Here is a 19,062-nt window from a genome sequence, read left to right as displayed (position 1 = left end):
ATCGGGTGCCGCCAATCGGACGCGATTCGAGACAAAACTTTGCTTTGGAATGGCGAACGGTATCCGATTGCCTTGATCTTTTTTGCTTCGTTTTTTGGATCAAGCCAAAAATGAAACCGGTTTTGGGAGAAGTGCCAATTAAACTAAGACAATATTAGAGCAAAACCCATCAATGAAAATTTTTTATGTAATCATTTATTCTTAAATTGATTGGGTGTTTGCTTCAACACTGAATCTCAATCATGATCATTGAAGCAGAACAGTTTATAAGAGAGATTTTGAGGGGAGAGAGTTTATTCATCTTTTAAAGAATCGACGATGTCAGACCAACAAACTTTATTCGAATACCCGGTAGAAAACATTGTACTACCCGAAATCACAGACGAACAATTGTATGAACTCCTTAGCACCATTGCCTAATGGGCTTACATTCTCATATTGTAAGCTAAACCTATAAACCAAGGCATTTAAAGCTCTCTCGCAGTCATTAACAGTGCAGATCTGCAAAACAACACATCGGTTTTACCCAATGACATAGCTGTTTAATAGAACAACTTACATGTTTTGTACAAGAACATTGTTGTTATACGCAAAGACATGCCTGATTTATGAAACGACACGCATGATTAGTTAAAAGACATAGCTGAAATACAGAACGACATGTATGTTTTGAGCAAAGATATAACTGTTTTACACAAATACATGGCTGATATATAGAACGACATACATGTTTGGTATAGCAACATTATCGTTCTATGAAAGAACACAAGAAACAAGAAAGCAAACATTGAATACCATAGAATTACATGTAAAAACCAGTACATCAAACCAAAGAATGCAACTACTAACTTAAGAAATCAATAAAACAAACACTTATGAACAAAAGAATTAGAGCCAAAATCGAAAGCTACATGTCTATCGAAAACATTTTAAACGAAAACCTGGACGTTTTTGAAACAGATCCTTCTGCCAAAACACAAATTAAAAGCTTTTTAGAGGATTGCAAAAAGCTAGAGAACATGTTCGTAAAACTGAATCAGCCTACAGAATGGATTACCGCTGAAAACAACAAACAGTTTAAACTGCTTGTAAAGAATTCACAGGTAATGGAGATTGCCATTAACCGTTTGGTAGCAGATACAAATGATATGGAATTGTTTGATAACCTGAATATACATCTTCGAAACATCAAAAGGGGAATACAGTTAAGGAGAATCAACTCGGGCTATTTCCTGAATAATTTGTGCGAGAAATACCAAAGCCAATTGGAACAATATGGCACAAGCCAAGAATTTTTGCAGGCCTATCGCCAAATCCTACTGGATATAGAAGGCAATATTCTTAATAGGAAAAAAATAAAAGATCAGAACGAAAGAAACAGAAAGGAATTTAACGATTTGGTTGCTGGCATTAATCAATTTTTAAAGGACAAACTCGATTGGACCATCAATTCTTACCAGGAAACCCATCCCGAATTGTACTTCAAGTATCATTCAGCGCGTAAGCTGAAGAAATCCAACTCACGACATTACAGTATACGCGGATCTATTATCGACAAAGACACTGGACAGCCCATCTCATATGGCACCGTTAGCGTTTTGGAGAACAATTTGCAAGCAAAAATTACCAAAAACGGCAACTTCAACTTTATGAACTTCCCCGAAGGCGAGTTCACACTGAAAATAGAAAATATCCGCTACCACACCAGCCAACATATCATAAAACGATACAGCACCGAACACCTAAACCTCAAAATCGAAATGCAAGCACTTTCCATTGCTCATCCTAGCTAATAAGACAACTAACACTATGTCGTAATTCCAAAAGAAACCCAAATCTTAATTATTGTGGAGATCGGCATCATCTACGCAAGTGGGGTCCCATAGGTAAAGAAAGCGGCAAATAGAAATGCTGTCGAGCGAGGTATGAGTGAGACTATCTATTTCTATTCGCTTTTGAGCCGTTATGGGTCACTGAGTAGGTGCGTCGTAGATTCTTTGCTTACTTTCTCATCAATGGAGAAAGTAAGAGCCTGTCTGGCTTAAAGACAAAGAACATTATCTGAAATAACACAATTATGGATTTAAGCTTTAATAAATGTGTAATTTATGCTGGTTACAATAAGTATAGGGATTTGCTACTTTCTCATCAATGTAACCGACCGAAAGGAGCTCATGAATGCCCGCTAAAATTATAAATGAATAAAAGTAAGAGTTCGCCTGGCTTAGAGACACGGAATTAAAATACTATCATCGCAACAAGCCCACTTAATCATATATCATTACCTGTTACAAGAATATCAATTCCAAATCATAAACCCAGGGCGACGGTCGCTAATGCTTCCTTCCCCTAGGATATATGATCTGTGCCTTGCAGGCAAACCCCTACTTAAAACCATAAGTAACACCATCAATGGTCGCAGTTTGGATGGTATCACCCAATCCCCATGCATTCGAAAAGCTGTTGATTTCCCCTATACCAGCAGCAAATACAATGGTATGCTCTTCATCAACAATTAAGCTTGCATTGTAGAAGAATCTTTTGCAGTTTTCCAATTCGGTATCATCAAACTCGAAAGTAATTTCAGGAAGAACTGTAACCGTCCACTCATCATCTCGACCCGTCGAGTTGTTGATGTATGTCCAGCTGTCATCAGCACTTAAATTAAAATCAGCAAATAAATACTCTCCCGATTGATCACTGTTTAGTTGGTATACCTTATTGTTACCTGTGGTTCTAAAGTAGGTATTGTAGGTATAATATAAAGTATCAGCACGATAGGTTTCGTGCGTAATCACCCTGTATTCTTTGTTGTTAATTATTTCCGATCCGCAAACCTTTCGGGTATGATCTTTATACTCCCAGGTATCTCCAATGTGTAAAGGAAAATAATCTGTCGATTCAATTACTGGGATACTGGTATCATCATCACATGCAGTGAACAATGCAATAAGTGCCAATACGAATGGAACAAGTCTTTTGGCTTTCATGGCGCATCTGTTTTTAGATTGTTTCTATAAAACTTACATGAGTTAGATGCAGAAAATCCAATTGGTTGCGTGAGAATCTTATTCTTCAACTCATTTTGCAATATAAATGACTGCAAGCGAGTTGCTCTCATTTGATTGAAGAAGGTTTAAAATATCATATTTGTAGCAAAGGGGCAATACTTCAATTGAAGTATTGCCCCTTTGTTATTCTATATTATCTGTATAGATGTTTTTTTATTCTATTAAGGTAAAATTGCCCGAAGCTATATTCACTTTGTAAGTTCGTTCACCTCTTTTTCCATCTTTTTGAGTGTATTTAATATTGCAAATTACATATCCGTCTTCTGGTTGGCTAAAGACTACTTCATCCTTTCGGATGTCTGATGGCAAGTCAGAAAGAGGGTTTTCACTTTTCCAAATAACTTCATTGTTTTTAATATTTCTTCGCTGAAATCCATCAACAAAACCGATAAACTCTTCAAGACTAATTGGAATATAGTAATCATCTATATTGTCTTTACTAACTTCGTAATGTTTAGTTCCATCCATCGTATAGCAATCCCATTTTTCCTCCTCAGGGTTATAATCATTATTTGATAGAATCAAAAAACTATTCTCAAACCATGGAGTGATTTTTTCAAAGAAGGATTCTGTATTTGGCTTGGAATAACTCTTTACTCTCTTGATATTCTGATTCGAAATGACATATAGATCACAAGATAGCGCATATTTTAAATCTGACTGATTATAAGGAATCAATCCAAAAAGAATGAATGCATAACTATTCTCAAACTTATGCATAGTATGGATTGAAAACTCAGTAATGTTATAAGTTGAGGTTTTTCCATAACCTTCATCAATATGTACGACAGTGTCTAATTTAATTGCTTCATTTGAGAAAATACTTGATTTATCTATTTTGTTAAAGCCTTTTATAATGAGTTTGTCCTTTATACGACCATTAAAGTAAATGGTATTAGTGTCTAAACCAATTTCAACCCATTCGTATTTTACATCCGTGTTGAACAGATTATATTCTGCCAATAATTCTTCGAATTCATTGGATGGTTGTAATTCTTCTTCAATAATAGGAGAATCACTATCCGAACAAGAGAACATCATTAATGCAATGGCTAATCCATAAAAGAACTTATTTGTTTTCATATTTAATTTGCTTGCTGATTGTATTTTAAAATAAGACAATCAATTGGTTTGTAATTTATCTTAACGATTTGCTAAAGATAAAAAACAATAAGTCATAATCATCATTAAAGTCTAATAAATATCAATACAAAATAACAAGAAATACTACAGGTAAAGTTTTTTACAAAATCATTAAATAAAACGAAATAATATGGTTAGGAAACAAGCAAAGCACTTTACTGATAACTGTTCACTGTAAATTGTTTTACCGCTTCATAAACCTCCTCAGCATTTCTGGTGTTCATCAAATCATTACGCAGGGAAGATGCACCACGGAATTCGTTGGTATAGATTTTAAAGAAACGACGCAGAATGGCAAAGTTTTTCGAATTGCCCCAAGTCTTGTCGAATAAATGCGTGTGCTTCAACATGAGATCAAGTTTTTCTTCCATTTCAATCTCTTCCTTTTCGGGATGAAAGAACCATGGATTCTTAAAAATACCTCTCCCTATCATCACGCCATCAACGCCATAAGTCTCACACTTGTCCAATCCTTCCTGGTAGGATTCCACATCGCCATTGCCAATTATTTTGATGTGTGGAGCCAATTCATTTCTCAATTGCACCGCTTTCGCGATTTCGCTCCAGTCGGCCATTCCTTCCGACATTTGTTTCTGAATTCTACCATGAATGGTTAACGCATCAATAGGTGTTTGCAACAAATGTGAAATCCACGATTCGGTAACCACTTCCTTAAAACCGATTCTGGTTTTCACGCTCAATGGCAAATTGGTAGCTTCCTTCGTTGCCAGAATAATCTCTTTGGCCAAATCAGGTTGAGCAATTAAAGCAGAGCAACACCCATTTTTCACCACATTTTTCACCGGGCAACCCATATTGATGTCTATGCCATCAAAATCGGTCTCGTTCGCAATGTACTGTGCCGTCTTATAATACTTTTCAGGATCCTTTCCCCAAATCTGTGCAATCAGCTTTACATTCTTTTTTTTCAGCAGTTTCTTTTCCGATTCATTAATCTGCAGGCGATGCTTTACCTTCTCGTGTCCAATGGGGTGACACATGCCTTCAACCGAGGTAAACTCTGAAAACAGAAGGTTCAACTTGCCAGTTGCTGCGCTTTGCAAAACAACCTCACGAAAAGATGTATCGGTAACATCTTCCATGGGAGCTAGCGAAAAGTTTGGTGTTTGTATGTTGTGCCAAAAATTGGTCATTCTGTTTTTATTTTATGAAATATCTATTGTACTAGCGAAACTTTTGTTCGTAAAAAATCACATCATTCGTAGGTTTGCTTTCGGCAGAAATGGAAAATCCTGTTTTCTCCATTACTTTAATGGAACCAATGTTGTTGCGTTCAACACCACCCGAAAGTGACTGGATGTAGTCTCGCTTTTTACACCAATCTACCAATCCATTTATTAGTTCTGTTCCAAATCCTTTTCCCCAAGCCGATTCAGCCAGCAGGTATCCAAATCGCAAATCAAGTGATTGGTTTTCGGATTCACATTCATACAGAAAAAGGAAACCAAGCAGTTCTGGTTTTGATTTCAGCCAAACCGTTAAGAAAAATCCTTCCTTTGCCCGCTCAAAAATCCATTGATTCGCTTGTTCTGTAGTGTTAATGTTCTGCCAACCATCCGGCAATGCTTCAGTTACTCTTGGCGATAAAATATTGATAACCTTTTTAGTAAAAGCTAGTTTCTCAACTACTTCTTCATTTTTATACAGCCAGTCTTTAACGAAAAGCCTTTCCGTTTTAAATTCGCAATATTGATTCATCTTCCAATTATTAATTTATTTTTTGGAATTTACGAATTGATTTTATCTTTTGAAATCTCTTTCAGTTTTGGCCTGATGCGTTGTCGGTATATCTGACTCTTGCTATACTTATCGTGGAATTTTGAACGCAATTTAATTCTTTCTTCCTTTGGCAATTCAATAATTTCTTTGCACTCATCCGTACAACACCCATTGTAATGCTCACGACATTCATCACACTGAATAAACAATAGGTGACAATCGTCGTTGGCACAATTGGTATGTGTATCACATGCTTTTCCACACTGGTGACATTTGGCTATTACCTCATTATTGATGCTTTCGCCCAAGCGTTCGTCGAAAACAAAGTTCTTTCCCCTGAATCTCGATTCTAATCCAAGTTGTTTAATCTCTTGTGCATAGGCAATGATACCACCGTGCAACTGGTTCACATCCTCAAACCCATGATGCTTTAAATATGCACTGGCTTTTTCACAACGCACACCACCAGTACAATACAATAAGAACTTTTTGTCCTTGTCCTTAGCAAAGTCACGAACTACCATGTCAATCTCTTCACGAAAAGTATCCACATCAGGACAAACGGCATTCTCGAAATGCCCAACTTCACTTTCGTAATGATTTCTCATATCGATTATGATGTTGTTGGGATTGCTGAGTTCTTCATGGAACTCAACGGGCGAAAGGTGTGTACCTACATTAGTGGTGTCGAAAGTATTATCATCCAAGCCATCGGCAACAATTTTTGGTCGCACCTTGATGGTAAGTTTGTAAAAAGATTTACCATCATCTTCAACAGCCCATTTAATAGGCATATCGGCCAACTCTTTTCTGCTATTCATATCAGTAAAGAAGGTATCTAAGTTATGCTCAGGCACACTTATTTGTGCATTAATCCCTTCCTTGGCAATATAAATTCTTCCTTTACAGTTCAAAAGGAACCACTTTTTGAACAACTCGTCGCGATACGCTTTCGGATCCTCAAAATTCACATATCGGTAAAATGAAATGGTTTTGCGCGCAAAATCTTCGGCTTCCATTTCTTTCATTAGCTCTTCTTTGCTCAGTTTATTATACAGTTGCATAATTTAAAATATCAAATATTCATTTTCCAAATTCTCAATTGTTATATGTTAGCATTTACAAATGTTTGGTGCTTGTTTTTTGAAATTTGGAACTTTTACTATCGTTATTTAGAATAAATAAACATTGCAAAAATAGTTCATTTGGATAAATCACAAAGCAATTGGTAATAAAAAAGGAGTTTTAACTCTTTATTTTTAAGGAAAATGTTTAGGTTTACTTATGAAATCCTTAACTTTTATATAGGAAAGTACCAATCATCAATTTACAAAATCAAATGAATAAACAGTTTTTAATTGTCGGACAAGGTATTGCAGGCTCATTATTGGCTTATAACATGTATAAGGCCGGTTTAAGCTTTAAAATTGTATCGAGCCTTGAGCTTCGCAAAGCTTCGGATGTTGCTGCGGGCTTATTCAATCCGCTTGTATTTAAAAGACTAACCAAAAGCTGGATGGTTGATGACTGTTTGCCAATAATGTTTGAAACCTACCGTGAATTGGAAGATCTGTTGGGACACAAGTTTCTATACGAGATGGATATTTTAAAACCATTATCGGAGCATGAAAGCTTGATGTGGAAGGAGAGAAGAACTCAAGATAACTTTGGTGATTTTATTTCTGATATTGAAATTAATAATGTTGGCAAAGGCATCAAAGGGATGCATGCTTATGGGAAAGTAACCCAGTCGGGTTATGTTGATTTACCAAAAATGTTGAAAAAACTACGCAAGTTTTTTAAAAGCGAAGGACTAATTGTTGATTCTTATTTCGATTACAAGGACTTGGGCTTCATCGACAATCAAATCTCCTGGCATGGATTAATGGCCGAAACCATTGTCTTTTGTGAAGGGTATCGTGCAACTGAGAATCCATATTTTAGTAGTTTGGATTTTAGACCAACCAAGGGAGAGTTACTCGAAATATATTGTGATGAATTGCAAGAAGAATATATTTTGAATAAGAAATTGTTTGTGATGCCTGTTGGCAATCATCGTTTCAAGGTAGGAGCCACCTATGATTGGACTCAATTGGATGAAGAAACAACGGAAGAAGCAAAAATGGATATCCTATCAAGATTGGACGATTTAATTGATTTGCCTTACAAGGTGATTAATCAGTGGGCAGGAATCCGCCCAACAGTTTCTGATCGTCGCCCTATTTTGGGAATTCACCCTTTGCATGAACATATTGCCATTTTTAATGGTTTGGGAACAAAAGGGGTAATGTTAGCACCTTATTTTGCTAGAGAAATGACACGCTTCTTATCTGTAAGCGACTATCCTTTAGCACCCGAAATTGATATTCGAAGGTTTTTGAAGTAGTTGATTTACATTGCTTTTGGTAAAGAAATAGTAATGTGTGTTTAATGCAAGAAGCATAAGAAAGTAGTATCCCATAAAGCGTGATTGAAAAGTTTGACTTTCAGCCTAAAGGCATTTTTAATTTTCTTAAGCTCATTTATTAGCTCCGAAGAAATCAGAATAACTTTAGTTACACACTTTATGGGATACAACTGCAGCTCTTTTTTTAATCTTCTGTATCCTCTTTTTCTGTTAGCTTTTTTGCTTTCTTTATTTTTTCTTCCAATTTTTTTACACTTTCTTCTGCCTTTTCAATTTTTGCTTTCTTTTCATCGAACTCTTCTTCAGAGATTTCTCCTTTATCTTTTGAGGCCTTTAGTTTTTCTTTGGACTTTTTAATTTTATCCTTTGCCTCTTTTATTTTTTCATCCTTACTTTTAATTGTTTCTCTTAAAGCCTTCGATCGTTCTTCACGAATCATTTTAGCCTGTCTTGCTCTTTCTTGGCCAAACTCTTTTCCTTCTAATTCACCTTTGTTTTTGCCATAAGCATGACCTTTTTTCTCCATTTCTTTTTTTGAAGAATCTTGTTTCTTTAGAGCTTTCTCTTTTTGTCCTTTATGCTTCTCTTTTACATTTTTTTCAAGGCTATCTTTTTTTGCTTTGTGAACTTTCTCAGTTTTATTTTTTCCTTTTCCTTTCTGAGCTAGAAGTTCTGAGTTTGCAGTCAGAATAAAGCAAAAGGACAATAGAATAATAATGTATTTTTTCATACAAATAGATTTTAAATTTCTTCTAATAATTTATCAACTTCTTCTGAAGCCTTCTCGATATCTTCTTTTGTATTTTCAAGTTCAATGGCTACAGAATCTACTTCCACTTTTTCTTGCTTAGGAGGAGGAGGTGGTGTCTGTTTGTCTTTTTGTTTTGAATCGCTACATGATTGCAGTACAATAAATACAAAACCTAGTAGCATAATGATTTTCTTCATAATTATTTTGTTTTGATTAAGAATAAGATTCTTTAAAGTAAGAATAATATATAAATAACCAGCTACTTAATAGGAGTAAAAAAGAGGTGAAAAATGCACCATTTTACAAATAACGGTTTTTATACCCCGATTTTTTCATATTCTTAATGATTTTGGATAGTTTCTTTCCTTTTTGTTTTCTATCCTGTAAACTGCTTTCATAATGTTCCATTTCTCGGTTCAAACGCATAAAACTTTCGTATTCATCTTCTGAAATAACTCCAGTTTTAACGGCCTTTAATATTTTACAGCCTTTTTCGTTGGTATGTGTACAGTTATGAAATTTACAGTTTTTAGCCAAATTTCCTATTCCATGAAAGGCAGAGGATTCATGTTCCGAACTTGAAGCCGTCAATCCAAATTCTCGAGTTCCGGGAGTGTCAATTACAACTCCACCACTCTTCAAAATATACAATTCTCTCGAAGTGGTAGTATGTGCTCCTTTCATAGTAGCCTGACTGATTTCTCCTGTTTTTAAATTACTCTCTTCTTCCAAAGCATTGATAATTGAGGATTTCCCCACTCCCGATGCTCCAATAAAAACATAGGATTTACCAGTTAGAATCTTATCCTTTAACAAATTCAAATTGGTTCCTTGATTCGCACTAATTGGAATTGCTTGATAATTTTTCATAATGAAACTCTTTAACTCCTCTTGTTCATTGCTTATGGGTAGATCTGTTTTGTTAATAAGAATAATGGGCTCGATATTACAGTTTTGCAATTGCACAAGTGTACGCTCTAATCGTCTTAGGTTTAAACCAATTTTAAGACATTGTACGATAACAGCATAATCGATATTTGAAGCTATAATCTGTTCTGCAATTTCTTTTCCTGATTTTTGCCTGGAAAGGCAATTGTGTCGAGGTAAAACTTTCGAGATTATCCCCAAATCGCCATAATCTACAAACAAAACCCAGTCACCTGTTTTTGGTTTTTCATTTTCATCTAGCCCAAACATTAAATTTCCTGCTAACTCACAGGTTTTACTTCCATTTTCATGGATTACGATACAATTTGACCTATTTACAGTTGAAACACGACCAATTGTCATGTTTTGTTTTTCTTCTGGAGTAAGAGATGATTCAAAAAAATGAGACCATCCCAATTTATTTAATGTATCCATTACATTCGGTTTAGTTTCAGTCATAACTACTAAGGACTGAAATTTATTCACTATGAGAAAGTATTGAAAAAGCTATCAATGCAAACAAGATCTAGGAAAAAATTAGTGAAAAAACGCAGCTTACTGTAGTAAGTGAGTATTTTGATGTAATTTTTAACGAAGATATTGGCAGCAGAATAGTTTTTGCAATTTCTTTCTAAAATTTACGGTATAAAAGACTAGGCATCAAGTTAAAATGATGCTAAAAGTGAAATGTCGGCAAGTTGATTTGAGACAAATCAAAAGACTTGCCTATAATGCGGACTCCGAATGATATGTAGAAGTTGTTCTTTTAATCATGAGCTGTAAAATTAGGAAAAATATCCTTAAGGAACTAATCCGCAAATTGTAATCGTTTGTGTAGAAAAAGTCTTTTAGATTAACCAATCTTTGCCCTATATTTTTCATTCACTAAAAAATAACAACTAAATTCGGAGCGAATCGGAATACATCTGTATTCATTAACTATGTTGACCAAATTATATGCCCCTATGGTAGATCCAAGAATTGAAAACTTAAATGTAAGTGTCGAACAAGCCATAATTACACCCATAGCTTTAAAAGAGTTGTACCCTCTAACGGAAAAATGTATCGATACAGTTCACATGGGGCAAAGTACCATAAAAAACATTTTAAGCGGGAGAGATAAGAGAATCTTGGCAATAGTTGGTCCTTGTTCCATTCATGATATTAAAGCAGCCAAAGAGTACGCCCGAAAAATGAAAAATTTGGCTGATGAATTAAAAGATCAACTTTATCTTGTTATGCGAGTTTATTTTGAGAAGCCAAGAACAACAGTAGGTTGGAAAGGTTTAATCAATGATCCGTATATGGATAATTCTTGTCAGATACAGGAAGGATTAAAACAGGCAAGAGAACTTTTGGTATGCATTGCAGAATTGGGATTGCCAGCAGCAGGCGAGGCGTTGGATATTGTTACACCTCAGTATATACAAGATTTATTTTCTTGGACAGCCATTGGTGCCAGAACGACTGAATCTCAAAGTCATAGAAATATGGCAAGTGGTTTATCTTCGGTTGTAGGTTTTAAAAATGGTACCGACGGGAATATTGATATTGCTTTAAATGCTATGCAGGCTGTTGCTGCACCGCAAAATTTTGTAAGCATCAATCCCGAAGGAAAAGTATCGGTTATTCGTACAAAGGGAAACCCAAACACTCACATTATATTGCGAGGAGGTAAAACTCCAAACTATGAAGCCAAGTATGTTAAGGAGATAGAAGATAAATTGAATAGATTTGGTATAGCCCCTAAAATCATGATTGATTGTAGTCATGCCAACTCAGGTAAAAAGGCAAGTAATCAAGAATTAGTACTTCAGGACATTGCAACTCAATTGCAAAATGGGAGTCAATCTATCAAGGGCTTTATGCTTGAGAGCAACCTTGAATTTGGCAAACAATCTATTCCCGCAAACAAATCCGATTTGAAATATGGAGTTTCTGTTACTGATGAATGCTTGGATTGGAAGTCTACGGCTCAACTATTGAGATCTTTTAGTGAATCCATTAAATAATGTTTTGCTCTTTTTTTTTACAATAAAAATCAAATTGTAATCATTTCGAAACAAAAATCCATTCAAAATAAAAGCTCAAAAGAGAGATAAAAGAGCTCTTAAACAAAGTGAAATTTTACTATTCTAAGATTCTAATTACTCTAAAATATGATAATTAAATAATGTCACTCTCTTGTTTTAATTAATCAAAATATTCCTATGGGATAAGCTTGTTTCTGTCGATGTTTAATTTTGAACAGCTGTATCATGCATAAATACAGGTGATTGATGGGGAAATGTTAAAAAATGTGAAAAATAATTTTGGTTGGTTGTTGATTTTATTCTTAAATTGAGGCATCATTAACCATTTTAAACTAATTTTTTATGAAAAAGTTATTTTTCCCCTTACTTGTTTTAGGGCTGTTTTTAGCTTCTTGTCAAAAAGAATCTAATGATCTAAAAGTTCAACAGGCAAATGAAATTGCCGTAGACATGAGTGACTTTTATGTCTATACTGCTGAAAATGCTGACTCCCCTACAGATGTTAAAGCAGGTCATGAACACAGCGCTACTTGTCGATGTGGATCGATGAAAGTCCTAAACAAAAAATTAAAAGAAAATCCAGGATTGGAGAAACGTATGTATGACATTGAAAAGCATACGAGACAATTAATTGCTGCGAAAGCGGATAAGGCAGCTACAGGTAAAAAACCATCTCCGGATCCAGATCCAACTCCAATTATTTACGAAGGAGCAATTACAATTCCTGTGATTGTAAATATTTTGGAAGATCCTGCACATCCAATTACTCAGGCTCATATCGATTCTCAAATTGATATCTTGAATGAGGATTACAATGATTTGAACCCTAATACAGGTGGCGTACCTTCTGAATTTAACAATGCAGTTGCAGATTGTAACATTACTTTCGTATTGGCAGGTGTAAATAGAAAAGCTTCTACAAAAGCAACTTGGGGAACAGATGATGCTATGAAACTTTCTAGCCAAGGTGGTATTGATGCTACTGATCCAACAAGTTTCTTAAACCTTTGGGTTTGTGAAATTGGTGGTGGTATTTTAGGATATGCTCAATTCCCTGGTGGAGCTCTAGCAACCGATGGCGTTGTTATTGGTAGTGATTTCTTTGGAGAAAATGAACGAGGAGGTGTTTATGGACACGGTCGTACAGCTACTCACGAAGTAGGTCACTGGTTGAATCTTCGCCACATCTGGGGTGATGGCAGATGTCGTCAAGATGATTTTGTTACTGATACTCCAAGTTCAGACCAGCCAAATTATCAATGTCCTCCTTATCCAACAGTACATTGTCGTACTAATGATATGACTATGAATTATATGGATTACGTATATGACAACTGTATGTATATGTTTACCAATGGTCAGAATGACAGAATGAGAGCTTTATTCGCTGAAGGCGGAGCAAGAGAAGGTTTTGTTCAGTAATTTCAAACAGGATAAAATATTTAAGGCACCTTAGTGGTGCCTTTTTTATTGTTTGGATTCTATAAGATGTTTTCCATTATTTAGGAATGTAACTTTTGGGATTTGTCTTGTTTTGTTGAACGAATCGTATACATTCTTTAAATCTTTCCAAATGGTTATTTTGTCTTGATCCTCTTTGTATTTGGAAACAAGTACATCAAAGTTTTTGTTTGAAAGTTTGACAGGGAAGATGTGAACCGGAATTTTCTGCTGACCATTGTTTTTGGCTTCCACGCAAAAGATGTATAACTCTTTGATTTGATCATCAGTAATGGGCAAACATCCTACGGTTACGCATGATCCGTGAATGAAGATATCTCCACCAGGATTTGTTTTATTGGCCCAAAATAAATCTGATTGGTTTGGATAATTGATGCCCAAAGAAAGGTGGAAATTGCTGGCAGGATTGAATCGGTCGATATAATAGAATCCTTCTGGAACTTGTAGGTCTCCCTGTTTTCTTTTGGGACCAAGCTTACCTGATTTTCTACAGACCTTATATTCTTTTATCAATTTGAACTTTTGATCTGATTTGTTTTTACCCCAGAGCTGAATTTTTTGTCCGAATTTAAAAGCACGTAAATACACTTCTAATTCATCAATTTTGATACTTTTATTGTCGAGAAGTTTTAGGATGTCATTTTCCTTTTCTGCGCAGGCTTCTCTAACTCTGGGGTATTTTAATTGTTGAGATTTAAAACTTGAGGACATTGAAATGGATTGAAGTACTAAAATGAAAGTGAGAACAAGTTTCATACATATAGTATTAATTGTATACTGCTTCTATTTCCTTTTTTAGAATTTCAAGTTCTTCAATTGGCACTTTTACAACTGTTTCAATACTTTGACTTTCTGAAATAAATTTAAATGTTGCTAACTTTTCATTTGCCATAACAGGATTCACTTCAACAGTTAAATCTTCATTACAGATTTCAACTTTATTTGATTTGAACATTTTGTAATCAGCCTCATAAGAAATTTTGCGATGTTCAAGATATAGAATTTCTTTCCCATGTTTATTCCATAAGAATAATCTTAAAAAATAGTAACCACACAAACCAAAGATAATGTAGAATATTACAATAGCAGGAGATACTTCACCAAGCAACACAGCTGTTGAAACTGTAGCAAAGATTGGGATTGCAAAAAACAGGATCATAAAGCTTTGTAAAACAATTCTGGAAAAACGTGAAGATCTGGGAGAATTAAACGTGATTTTGCTTAGAGGATCATTTTGTAACTCAACGGTGCTTTTCATTGGAATAATATGTATGGAATTTATTTGACCTTTAAATCTAGCAATAAATTCTTAACATCCGGTTATGAAACCAAAAAATCCCGATCTGCAGTGCAAATCGGGATTAATATTATCTGATAAAAGGATTACCAGGTTTTAGGCGTTTCATTTTGCATTTCAATGAAATCAGCTCCTTCACGGTAATCACCCAAAAGGTGCTTACAGAAGTATTCACTTCTTAACCAGAAAGAGTATTCGCTCATGTTGCCAAATCCATGACGTTGACCTGGGTAAATGAAGAAATCGAATCGTTTATTTGCTTTAATCAATGCGTTCGCAACTCTTACGGTATTTGCCGGATGCACATTGTTATCAATATCACCAGTTACCAATAATAGTTTACCTTTTAAATTCTTAGCCAGGCTTGGGTTGGTTGCAATCTTGTACTGGAATGTAGTATCTGTTTCAGTAACGACTTCTTTTACACCATGGTGAGTTTCACTCCACCAACGGTTGTAAATGTTGTTATCGTGGTTACCTGCAGCCGATACGGCAGCTTTGAAGAAATCAGGATATACAAACATTGCAGCTGTTGACATGAATCCTCCACCTGAGTGACCGAAAATACCAACTCTGTTGATGTCAATAAAATCATGGCGATTTGCCAAACGTTCCAATGCAACCTTCTTGTCAAGAAGAGGGTAGTCTCTCATGTTCTGATATCCGTAGTTGTGGTACCATTTTGAACGATCAGGGTGACCTCCTCTGTGTCCTACGGTAACTACAATGAAACCGAATTGAGCCATACGATCCGCACGATCCATGCGAGAAGAGAAGCTCTTGTAAACCGCTTCCGTTTGTGGACCAGGATATACGTAGGTTAAGATTGGATATTTCTTGTTCTCATCAAAATCGAATGGCTTGTACATTACACCGTATAGATCAGTTACGCCATCACCAGCTTTCACAGTAAAGATTTCAGGAAACTTGTAGCCAGCTTCGAATAGTAATGAAAGGTCAGCAGTTTCCAAATCCATAATCTTGTTACCACGTGTATCGTACAATTTCGACTCAGGAGTTGTATTGACTCTAGAAGAGTTGTTTACAAAGTAATGGTTTTGATCATTCAGGCTTACTTCATGGTTGAAATCTCCTTTGTTTAGCAATTTTAAACCAGTACCATCAAAGTTTACTCTATACAGGTGAGCATAGTAAGGATCTTCGCCTTTTTCATGACCATTGGCTGTGAAATAAAGCACTCTGTTTTTTTCATCAACACCCTGTACTGCATCGGCATGCCAAGGACCTGATGTAATTTGGTTTTTAACGTTTCCTTCTGCATCGTAAAGGTAGAAGTGAGCCCAACCATCACGTTCCGACCAGTGAATGAATTCTTTGCCACCGTTAATGCTAACCAGGTTTCGTGTTTCGATATAAGTATTTAATCTTTCCTCGATAATTACTTTTACTTCACCTGTTGTGGTATTTGCCGAGCAGATATCAACACGTTTCATATCACGACTTTGGCGTTGGAAATAAATTACATCGCTGTTTTGTGAAAGCCATTTAGAGAATTTCAAATCGTCATCAGCATTTGCTTTCTTGCGTGGAGCTCTTAAGATGCGAAGTGTTTGATCTTTCCAAGCATCAGCTTTTACGACAACAGATTTTTTGCTTTCCCAGTCGAATACTTGCATTTCATATTGTGGAGCTTCTTTTTCTCCTGCCATATGATACTTGTAGGTTTCCAAAGTAGGACGACCTTTGGCAACTGAGTTCAATACCCAAAGATCTTTCACTTTTCTTTCGTCTTCGCGGATAATTGCAAATTTCTTTGAATCGTGTGAGAAAGTTACATAAGCAGCTTTTCTGTCATCTTTTTCTTTCTCTTTTTCGGTATTGGTTTTACCATATCCCGTATCACCATATGCATAATCCTTAACACCATCGGTGGTTAGCTGATGCTCTACAATGGTAGTGTCTTTCTCGTTTTTCTGAGCCTTCTTGTAATTCTCAGCATCCATCCAGTAAAGGTTGTGATGTTTGGCAAAAATTACATATTTCTGGTTAGGAGCAACCGAAGCCCATTTCTTTTGTTCCAATGGCTTTTCAAAATCATCTAAAAGACGTAGTTTTCTGCTTGCCAGTTCGTATTCGAAATGCCAAACTTTGGCAACCATTTTTTTCTTTTTGTCTTTTTTCTTGCCATCTTTTTCTTCTTCCTGCTTGTCGCCGTTTTCTTCATCTTTTTCCTCTTCTTCGGCCAATTTACTTTTCACTTCGAACTGCACAACTTTTTCGTTCTTAATGAATTTCATTTTTTTTATGCCCAAGTGTTTTGCTTCGAAAGGATCGCCAGTTAAGCGACTCATATCAGCAGCCATTTTTACAGGATCAAAAAGCTTGCTTTTCATGTTTCTTGCAGGATCTACCAAATAATAGTTCAATCCCTCGGAAGTTTGGTACGAATACCAAAACTTTTCTCCGTTCTTAAGCCAGTGTGGATAAACTTTGGTTGAAAATACCATAGATCTCAACTTGGTAGGAGAGAATCTTGCAGGCAATTCATAATTTGCTTTTGTAACCGGTGTTTTCTGTGCAAAAACACCAATTCCTATTAAAAGAAATAGGAATGTTAGTAAATTTTTTTTCATCTGGTTGAAATTTTTGTGTTTGTCATCCCGATCGTTATCGGGAGGAACTCGATGAATTTTAATCATACTTTTTTGAAAAGTTTAGCATGCTAAAATTCATGTTCGTTTCATGATTGGTATTGTTGTTTGTATGCACTAATGCAATTGAGACAATAAAAATAGGGAAGTGGATGACAAAAAAGGTGGAAATTTTCACAAATTCGATAAGGATGGGAATTTTCGCGATGTAAAATAAAGAGACACAATATAGAACTGACATTCGTCATATGAAAAAACGATACTAAGCCAGTTCTATTTGTCTTAAAAAGTAGGATTTTTAAGAATGTGCAGACAGTTATATTGTGTATATCTTAACTGAGAAGTTTTATTTTTTGCTAAAATATCCTGTAGCGTCTGATTTAAAATGAACATCCATCTGTGGAAATGGAATGGAAATGTTGTTCTCGATAAATTTTTTATTTATCAGCATTCTGATATCTGATTTAAGATTTTCTATCCTGAAAATATTTCTACTGAAAAACAACAATTCAAAATCAAGGGAAGAGTTTCCAAAGTTAACGAACCTCACAAGAATGGATTCTTTATCGGTAATCTCTTTACTTTCCAGCGCACTTTCTTTTAATACTTTGGTAACCAATTCTACATCGCTTCCATATGCTACGCCAACACAAATTTTAAATCGTGTTTTTTCTGACTGATGACTCCAATTTATCACCTTATTGCTTGTAATTAGTGAATTGGGTATGATAATGATGATGTCGTCACGGTTTTGGGCAGATGAAGTTCTCAAGCCAATTCTCTCCATTTTAACAACATCTCCATCTATTTCTAGAATATCTCCAACCCTAATGGATCTCTCGAAAAGTAAAATGATTCCTGAAACAAAATTATTGAATGTAGTCTGTAAGCCCAATCCAACACCCACGAGTAAGGCAGCCGATCCAGCCAAAAGTACATTCAGTTTAAATCCCAATGTTTCCAGGATAATTAATATTGAAATGATCCAAACCAAGTATTTGATGATTTGAAACAGTGAATAAAGGTTTCCTTTATCGATACTTAAAAATGATTTTTTTCGGAACAGTGCTTTCTTAATTAGCCAGAGTAAAAAAATGGTGATTAATACTGTGATAATTGTACTGGTTATTTTCCCAAATGTGAACGAAAAGTTTCCAATTTTAAATATCTCGTATTCTAAAAACTCTATTACTTTATCCATAATCATCTTTTGTTTATTCAAGCCTTTTACTTTATTTCTAATGGCCATATCTCTGTTTATGCCACTTTGAACTTGCAAAATAATAATCCTTTGTAAAATTTCCATCAAGTTTGGTTTTTTTATGATTGAAATTATTCGGTGCGGTATGATTTATAATAGGTAATTATATAAGAAGTGCCTAAAGTACTTATAATACTTGGAGTACTTAGAGTATTGGTGCTGTCAAATGCAAGCTTAAATGAGTAATTGTAGGTTTATACCGTATGATTTAACTTTAAGTACTTTAGGCACTTTAAGTATTTTAAGTGCTATTTAGTAACTCACCCACCATAAATCTTATAGGACCAATTTTATGATTGAGATTATTCGGTGCGGTATGATTTAGAATAGGTAATTATATAAGAAGTGCCTAAAGTACT

The 19,062-nt window shown here is 35.2% G+C and carries 16 protein-coding genes; 4 read left to right on the top strand and 12 right to left on the bottom strand.

Annotated elements, in window-relative coordinates; all coding sequences use genetic code 11:
- Positions 1–875 precede the first annotated feature (875 nt).
- Complete coding sequence (locus tag M0051_RS19120) at positions 876–1,793, top strand: carboxypeptidase-like regulatory domain-containing protein (protein WP_306743170.1); 918 nt, start codon at positions 876–878, stop codon at positions 1,791–1,793.
- Positions 1,794–2,384: 591 nt separating this feature from the next.
- Here M0051_RS19120 and M0051_RS19115 read toward each other — a convergent pair.
- From M0051_RS19115 to M0051_RS19095, 5 genes are all read right to left on the bottom strand, one after another.
- Positions 2,385–2,990, bottom strand: a complete 606-nt coding sequence (locus M0051_RS19115; protein ID WP_306743169.1) for a hypothetical protein — start codon at positions 2,988–2,990, stop codon at positions 2,385–2,387.
- 234 nt (positions 2,991–3,224) lie between these two features.
- Complete coding sequence (locus tag M0051_RS19110; protein WP_306743168.1) at positions 3,225–4,154, bottom strand: hypothetical protein; 930 nt, start codon at positions 4,152–4,154, stop codon at positions 3,225–3,227.
- Positions 4,155–4,369: 215 nt separating this feature from the next.
- On the bottom strand, positions 4,370–5,368 hold the full coding sequence (locus M0051_RS19105) for a tRNA-dihydrouridine synthase (protein WP_306743167.1): 999 nt from the start codon (positions 5,366–5,368) through the stop codon (positions 4,370–4,372).
- 31 nt (positions 5,369–5,399) lie between these two features.
- Positions 5,400–5,933 carry a GNAT family N-acetyltransferase gene (locus M0051_RS19100; RefSeq protein WP_306743166.1) on the bottom strand — a complete coding sequence of 178 codons (534 nt, stop codon included), beginning with the start codon at positions 5,931–5,933 and terminating at the stop codon, positions 5,400–5,402.
- A gap of 29 nt (positions 5,934–5,962) precedes the next feature.
- Positions 5,963–7,018: a rhodanese-related sulfurtransferase gene (locus tag M0051_RS19095; protein WP_306743165.1), complete on the bottom strand. Its 1,056-nt coding sequence runs from the start codon at positions 7,016–7,018 to the stop codon at positions 5,963–5,965.
- 275 nt (positions 7,019–7,293) lie between these two features.
- Between M0051_RS19095 and M0051_RS19090 the strand changes: the two genes are divergently transcribed.
- The gene (locus M0051_RS19090) at positions 7,294–8,340 is read left to right on the top strand and encodes an FAD-binding oxidoreductase (protein ID WP_306743163.1); all 1,047 of its coding nucleotides are present in this window, start codon (positions 7,294–7,296) and stop codon (positions 8,338–8,340) included.
- A 205-nt stretch (positions 8,341–8,545) separates the two neighbouring features.
- Here M0051_RS19090 and M0051_RS19085 read toward each other — a convergent pair whose 3' ends face one another.
- The 3 genes from M0051_RS19085 to rsgA all read right to left on the bottom strand — a co-directional run bounded on the left by M0051_RS19085 (position 8,546) and on the right by rsgA (position 10,498).
- The gene (locus M0051_RS19085) at positions 8,546–9,091 is read right to left on the bottom strand and encodes a hypothetical protein (protein ID WP_306743162.1); all 546 of its coding nucleotides are present in this window, start codon (positions 9,089–9,091) and stop codon (positions 8,546–8,548) included.
- A gap of 11 nt (positions 9,092–9,102) precedes the next feature.
- Positions 9,103–9,309 carry a hypothetical protein gene (locus M0051_RS19080; RefSeq protein ID WP_306743161.1) on the bottom strand — a complete coding sequence of 69 codons (207 nt, stop codon included), beginning with the start codon at positions 9,307–9,309 and terminating at the stop codon, positions 9,103–9,105.
- Between the two features lie 103 nt (positions 9,310–9,412).
- Positions 9,413–10,498: a ribosome small subunit-dependent GTPase A gene (rsgA, locus tag M0051_RS19075; protein WP_306743160.1), complete on the bottom strand. Its 1,086-nt coding sequence runs from the start codon at positions 10,496–10,498 to the stop codon at positions 9,413–9,415.
- Positions 10,499–11,004: 506 nt separating this feature from the next.
- Between rsgA and M0051_RS19070 the strand changes: the two genes are divergently transcribed.
- Positions 11,005–12,051, top strand: coding sequence for a 3-deoxy-7-phosphoheptulonate synthase (locus M0051_RS19070; RefSeq protein WP_306743159.1), 1,047 nt, complete (start codon positions 11,005–11,007; stop codon positions 12,049–12,051).
- 363 nt (positions 12,052–12,414) lie between these two features.
- Positions 12,415–13,494 carry a zinc metalloprotease gene (locus M0051_RS19065; protein ID WP_306743158.1) on the top strand — a complete coding sequence of 360 codons (1,080 nt, stop codon included), beginning with the start codon at positions 12,415–12,417 and terminating at the stop codon, positions 13,492–13,494.
- 45 nt (positions 13,495–13,539) lie between these two features.
- Here M0051_RS19065 and M0051_RS19060 read toward each other — a convergent pair whose 3' ends face one another.
- From M0051_RS19060 to M0051_RS19045, 4 genes are all read right to left on the bottom strand, one after another.
- Positions 13,540–14,289, bottom strand: a complete 750-nt coding sequence (locus M0051_RS19060) for a murein L,D-transpeptidase family protein (RefSeq protein ID WP_306743157.1) — start codon at positions 14,287–14,289, stop codon at positions 13,540–13,542.
- 10 nt (positions 14,290–14,299) lie between these two features.
- Positions 14,300–14,791 carry a hypothetical protein gene (locus M0051_RS19055; protein ID WP_306743156.1) on the bottom strand — a complete coding sequence of 164 codons (492 nt, stop codon included), beginning with the start codon at positions 14,789–14,791 and terminating at the stop codon, positions 14,300–14,302.
- 125 nt (positions 14,792–14,916) lie between these two features.
- A complete protein-coding gene (locus tag M0051_RS19050; RefSeq protein ID WP_306743155.1) occupies positions 14,917–17,424 on the bottom strand; it encodes a DPP IV N-terminal domain-containing protein in 2,508 nt (835 codons plus the stop codon).
- Between the two features lie 364 nt (positions 17,425–17,788).
- On the bottom strand, positions 17,789–18,748 hold the full coding sequence (locus tag M0051_RS19045; protein WP_306743154.1) for a mechanosensitive ion channel family protein: 960 nt from the start codon (positions 18,746–18,748) through the stop codon (positions 17,789–17,791).
- Positions 18,749–19,062: the final 314 nt, after the last annotated feature.

Source organism: Marinifilum sp. D714 (assembly GCF_030851345.1).
Classification (GTDB): Bacteria; Bacteroidota; Bacteroidia; order Bacteroidales; family Marinifilaceae; genus Marinifilum.
This window is presented reverse-complemented; position numbering and strand designations above follow the sequence as displayed.